7 protein-coding genes and 1 pseudogene are annotated in these 5,493 nt (G+C 66.7%); 7 read left to right on the forward strand and 1 reads right to left on the reverse strand.

The genetic code is table 11. The features are described 5' to 3' along the window. The 5 genes and pseudogenes from ACK5KK_RS06100 to ACK5KK_RS06120 all read left to right on the forward strand — a co-directional run. Positions 1-358 (forward strand): annotated as a pseudogene (locus ACK5KK_RS06100) (methylenetetrahydrofolate reductase); the annotation flags it as partial. Between the two features lie 11 nt (positions 359-369). Beyond that, entirely contained in the window at positions 370-1,266 is an 897-nt protein-coding gene (locus ACK5KK_RS06105; RefSeq protein ID WP_416889200.1) for a bifunctional methylenetetrahydrofolate dehydrogenase/methenyltetrahydrofolate cyclohydrolase, read from the forward strand. Further along, entirely contained in the window at positions 1,263-2,144 is an 882-nt protein-coding gene (purU, locus tag ACK5KK_RS06110) for a formyltetrahydrofolate deformylase (RefSeq protein WP_416889201.1), read from the forward strand. The genes ACK5KK_RS06105 and purU overlap by 4 nt, the downstream gene beginning before the upstream one ends. After that, positions 2,141-2,878 carry a GntR family transcriptional regulator gene (locus ACK5KK_RS06115; protein WP_416889202.1) on the forward strand — a complete coding sequence of 246 codons (738 nt, stop codon included), beginning with the start codon at positions 2,141-2,143 and terminating at the stop codon, positions 2,876-2,878. Before purU ends, ACK5KK_RS06115 begins: the two co-directional genes overlap by 4 nt. A 33-nt stretch (positions 2,879-2,911) precedes the next feature. Then, positions 2,912-3,940, forward strand: coding sequence for a VOC family protein (locus tag ACK5KK_RS06120; protein WP_416889203.1), 1,029 nt, complete (start codon positions 2,912-2,914; stop codon positions 3,938-3,940). A 278-nt stretch (positions 3,941-4,218) separates the two neighbouring features. On the opposite strand, the gene ACK5KK_RS06125 is transcribed toward ACK5KK_RS06120, so the two are convergent. Next, positions 4,219-4,812, reverse strand: coding sequence for a hypothetical protein (locus ACK5KK_RS06125; RefSeq protein WP_416889204.1), 594 nt, complete (start codon positions 4,810-4,812; stop codon positions 4,219-4,221). Positions 4,813-4,925: 113 nt separating this feature from the next. Between ACK5KK_RS06125 and ACK5KK_RS06130 the strand changes: the two genes are divergently transcribed. After that, positions 4,926-5,150 carry a helix-turn-helix transcriptional regulator gene (locus ACK5KK_RS06130; RefSeq protein ID WP_416889205.1) on the forward strand — a complete coding sequence of 75 codons (225 nt, stop codon included), beginning with the start codon at positions 4,926-4,928 and terminating at the stop codon, positions 5,148-5,150. Between the two features lie 8 nt (positions 5,151-5,158). Continuing rightward, on the forward strand, positions 5,159-5,493 hold a 335-nt coding region (locus tag ACK5KK_RS06135; protein ID WP_416889206.1), incomplete at its 3' end, for an AAA family ATPase.

Consider the following 5,493-nt stretch of genomic DNA (forward strand, 5'->3'; position numbering starts at 1 on the left):
CATCATCACCCAGTTCGCGTTCGACACGGACCCGGTGAGGACTTGGATCGATCAGGTACGGGCCCGTGGCATCGACGCCGAGATCCGTATCGGGACTCCCGGCCCGGCCGGCATCAAGCGACTCATCTCGTTCGCCCGACGCTTCGGCGTGGGCGCGAACGCGATGATCGTGAAGAAGTACGGGTTCTCGCTGACCAACCTCATGGGTACCGCCGGACCCGACCGCTTCGTCACCGACCTGTCCCAGCTGCTCGCCGACGATCCCGCATCCGGCGCCGTCGGATTGCACATGTACGCGTTCGGCGGACTCGACGCCACCGCTGAGTGGGCGCGCGACTACACCGCCGCGCTCCGATAGGGGAGACGACGATGACCGCCAGACGGCTCGATGGCCTCGCGGCCGCTGCCGCGATCAAAGCTGACCTCACCGAGCGGGTGGCCGCGCTTACCGCGCGCGGCCACCGCCCGGGGCTCGGAACTCTTCTCGTCGGCGACGACGGCGCCTCCCGCTCATACGTCTCCGGAAAGCACCGGGACTGTGCGGAAGTGGGGGTCACCTCGATCTCACTCGAGCTGCCGGCATCCGCGACCGCGACGCAGGTCGAAGACGCCGTACGTCAGCTGAATGAGGATCCGCGGGTGACCGGGTTCATCGTGCAATTGCCGCTGCCCGTCGGGTTCGACGAGAACGCCATCCTCGAGATGATCGACCCGACCAAGGATGCCGATGGTCTGCACCCGGTGAATCTCGGCCGACTCGTGCTTGGCGTCGACCCCAGTACGGCGATGACCGGCCCCCTGCCCTGCACCCCGGCAGGTATCGTCGCGCTCCTCGAGCAGAACGAGATCGACATCGCGGGCCGGCAGGTGACCATCATCGGGCGCGGAATCACGGTCGGCCGCCCGCTCGGCCTCCTTCTCACACGGAAGGGCCTGGACGCCACCGTCACTCTCACCCACTCGCGCACCGCTGACCTAGCAGCCGAGGTCCGGCGCGCTGACATTGTCGTCGCGGCCGTCGGAGTCCCACACCTCGTTCGACACGATTGGATCAAGCCCGGGGCGGCGGTGCTGGACGTCGGGGTAACCCGGGTGGGCGTGACCGATACCGGCAAGGCGAAACTCGCCGGCGACGTGCACCCGGATGTTGCCAGCGTGGCGGGCTGGCTCTCGCCGAACCCCGGGGGCGTAGGCCCCATGACCCGTGCCACGCTCGTCGCGAACGTCGTCGAGTCGGCCGAACGATCCGCAAAGGAGCGATCATGACCACTGTCGGTGCCCTCGAAGACCACGCCTGCCTGACGGTGCACGGCCCCGACCAGCCCGGCCTCGTCGCCGCGGTCACGGCGCTCGTGACCCGCAACACGGGCAACATCGTCTCGCTGGACCAGTACTCCTCGAACCCCGAGGGCGGCGACTTCTTCCAGCGGGTGGTGTTCCACCGCCCCGACCTCGCCGCCGCCATGCCCGCGATCGAGGCGGATGTCGCCGAGACCCTCAAGCCGTTCGGGATGCAGTGGACGCTGACCGACCAGTCCATCCCGAAGCGGATGGCGATCCTCGTGTCGACCTCGGACCACTGCCTGCTCGAGCTGCTGTGGCGTCACCGTCGCGGCGAGCTGCCGGTCACGATCCCGATGGTGATCTCCAACCACACCAACACCGCCGAGGACGTCCGCACGTTCGGCATCCCGTTCTTCCACGTCCCCTCGCAGGGGCCGGACAAGTCCGAGGCCGAGGCGAAGATCCTCGAGCTGGTGAAGGACAACGTCGACTTCATCGTCCTCGCCCGGTACATGCAGATCATCAGCGAGGACTTCCTCGATAAGGTCGGCGTGCCGGTGATCAACATCCACCACTCCTTCCTCCCCGCCTTCATCGGCGCCGCTCCCTACCGCAAGGCCAAGGAGCGCGGCGTGAAGCTCATCGGCGCGACGAGCCACTACGTGACCAAGGACCTCGACGAGGGCCCGATCATCGAGCATGACGTCGCCCGCGTCAACCACGCCATGACCGCCGCCGACCTGCAGTCCCGCGGCGCGTATGTGGAGCGCGCGGTGCTCTCCCGCGCCGTGCAGTGGCACGCCGAGGACCGCGTCATCCGCCACGGCAACCACACCATCGTCTTCACCGACCGCCCATGAGTACCTACGCCGAAACTCTGCACCCGCGAAGCGAGTTCGACCGACCCTCGAACGTGATCCAGGGGGAATTCGGACACCTGGAACGTCGCAGTCGCCAAGGAGAAGTAGCGCACATTGTCCGTCGTCACATCCTGTCCGGGGATGTCGCCCCAGGAGACAGGCTCAGCGAAGCGCGAGTATCCAGCTGGGTAGACGCGACTCGGAGCGTCCTCCGGGGAGCTTTCGCCGCGCTCGCTGCCGAGGGGCTCGTCGAACTGCAGATGAACCACGGCGCCCGCGTGCACTGCGCGCCGATCCGCGAGGCGATCGAGTATGCCGAGGTGCTGCGCCCAATCGAACGGATGACAGGTGCGCTCGCCGCGACGCGACGCGACGACGAGAGCTCCGCGGCGATCCGCGCGCGTGGAGCTGCGGTCCGCGAGGCCAGCATCGGCGCGAGCCCGCTCGACTACGAGAACGCCGTCGACCACTACGGAGCGATCTCCGAGGCGGCAAACCATGCAGCTGTTCGCCAGACCCTGGTCGCACTGCGCGCGAGGAACTCCATCCGCCGGTACCAGCTCTCCCGGACCGTTATCTCTCCGATCGACTCCGTGCCGCTCCACTTGGCGGTTAGCGCGGCGATCTGCAACGGCGATGCGGGAGCAGCCGATGAAGCGCTGCGTGCGCAGAACCGGCTTCTCGTCAAGGGTCTCTGCGAACTGCAGCGGCGCCGACGTCCGCACCTCGCCTGAGGCGCGGAGCACTCCGATTCGAAAGGACACGTCATGGCCACGTTCGAGAACTTCGACCTCGCCCACCTGGGCGGCATCGAGCTGTTCACCCCGAAGTTCGAGGAGAGTCTGCACTTCTTCCGCGACATCTGCGCGATGCGCGAGGTGGAGCGGATCGGCGACTCCGCGTATCTGCGCTGCTGGGACGAGTACCAGCTCTACACGCTCAAGCTCACGGCATCCGACACCAATGGAGTGGGACGCACCCTGTACCGCACCACCAGCGAAGACGCGCTGCAGCGCCGGGTGAAGGCGATCGAGGATGCCGGGCTCGGCCACGGCTGGCGCGACCCCGAGGTCGGCGTCGGCCGCTCCTACGAGTTCGAAGACCCCGACGGGCACCTCATGGCGCTCTACTACGACACCGAGCACTACGTGCCCGACGACGAGGACCGCCCCGCGCTGAAGAACCAGGCATCCGCCTACCCCGGCCGCGGCATCAACGCCCGCCGCATGGACCACATCAACTACCTGGCGTCGGACGTCAACGCCGCCGGCGAGTTCTGGCGCGACGTGATGAAGTCACGCGAGTCCGAGCGGGTGAAGCTGGATGCCGGCGGGTACGGAGCCTGGTGGTTCCGGTTCCACCAGAAGTCGTACGACGTCGTCTACTCCGACGACTGGACCCGCCAGCGCGGCCGGTTCCACCACTTCGCCATCGCCCCCGACTCGCGCGAGGACATCCTCAAGGCCGCCGACATCTGCCTCGAGAACGGCATCTACATCGAGTACGGCCCGTACAAGCACGCCATCAACCAGACGTTCTTCCTGTACGTATGGGAACCCGGCGGCAACCGCATCGAGTTCGCCACCGCCCAGGGCCGCCTCATCCTCGACCCCGACTGGCCCGTCGTCGAATGGTCCCAGGCCGAACGCGCCAAGGGCCAGGCGTGGGGCATGAAGACCGTCCCCACCTTCCACACCCACGGCACCCCCTACGTCGAACACCAGGAGGAGATCGACAAGGGCGCGCTTGAGGGCCGCAAGTTCGTGATCCCTGAAGGGAACAACGAGAGCGAGTGAACATCGAGCTTGATGGCCGCGCGGCGTGTAAGTCGGCTTGTGTTGACGCTGGTCTGGATGGCGCGGGCCGATTCACGGGAGACGGAGGCGGAACGCACTCGGGTAGAGGACGCTTCTGACCTACTGTCGCGGGATAGTTCACGGGAGCGACAGCAAGGATTGCCCGCACGGCGGCGATCACAGCCACCCTATCCCGCCAAGCGTGCCAAGGCGCTCGCCGACGAGCACCACCGCGAGCACGGCCGCGACCGCCGGCTTCGCGAGACGTGACGGGCGAGTCAGTTCGACTCGGCTTGGCGTCCGACGAGGTAGCTCATGCCTTCGAGTCGGCCGGCGTTGCGTGCTTTCTTGATCCAGTCGGATGCGGTGCGGTGGGGGACGTTGAGTTCGACCTGTACGGCTTTGACGGGTGGGAGGCCGGCGAGGGCGGCTGTGCCGTAGAGGATCTCGATGGCGTCCATGCGTTCGTGTTTGGCGGTGCGTTTGACGACGGCGGTGGCCATCCATTCGGGGATGATGCGGCCTTCGGTGGCGGTGAGGTCGGCGACGGTGATCCAGGCGGCGTCGGGGTCGTCTTCGAGTTGCAGGGCGATGCAGTGGGGGATCGCTGATTGCAGGATCGTCTGTGGTGCGGTGCGTCGGAGGGCGGCCTGGTCGAAGTCGTCGCGGATCGCGCGGTTGATGATCGTGGTGACGATGTAGCGGCCTTCGTCGGCGCTGTAGCGGGCTTCGATGGTGGTTTCGATGCCGGTGTCGTCGTCGGTGGCGGTCGCGATGAACGCGGGTGCGATGCGCAGCGCGGAGCCGACCGGCTGGCTGGCGGCGTCGGCGGATATGGGGGAGCCGTCGGGTGTGGTCACGTCGAGCTTCACCTCCTCAGTTTGCCTTACGGGGCGTGGAATTCGCAGATCCGTCTTGACTAAGTGTACTGATAACCCGTCTACGAGTGTCAATTCCGATTTGGGATGCGCAAAGGAGAGGTGTTATGACGACCGTGACGAACCGGGCATCCTCCCGGTTGAGCCAAGATTTCCTGAGTCCTGACGAGGTGGTGGCGCTGCTGCCGGGGTTGAAGAAGAAGACCCTGGCGCAGTGGCGGTACGAGAAGAAGGGCCCGCCGTACTACAAGCTCGGTCGCGTCATTCTGTATGCGATCGACGAGTTGGAGGAGTGGATTCGTCACTCGTCCGGTGAGGGGGATCTCCGATGAGCGGCGCGATGAGGATCGTCGCGGTCGCGAATCAGAAGGGCGGGGTCGGGAAGACCACGGTCACGATGCAGCTGGCTGCGGCGTTGTCGCGGCGGTTCCGGGTGCTGGTGGTGGATGTGGATCCGCAGCAGTCGACGGTGTGGTGGGCCGACAATGCGGGCGGGAACCTGCCGTTCGATTTCGCCGGCAACCAGCAGCCGCAGGTGCTGTCGCGGCTGCGCGACCTGGGTGGCGATTACGACTTCGTGCTCGTCGACACGCCCGGGTCGCTGGAGGACACGCGGACGCTGGAGACGGTGCTGGATGCCGCCGGTGAGGTGATCGTGCCGCTGGTGCCGGAGCC

Origin of the sequence: Microbacterium sp., assembly GCF_047972865.1 — a bacterium.
Lineage (GTDB): Bacteria > Actinomycetota > Actinomycetes > Actinomycetales > Microbacteriaceae > Microbacterium.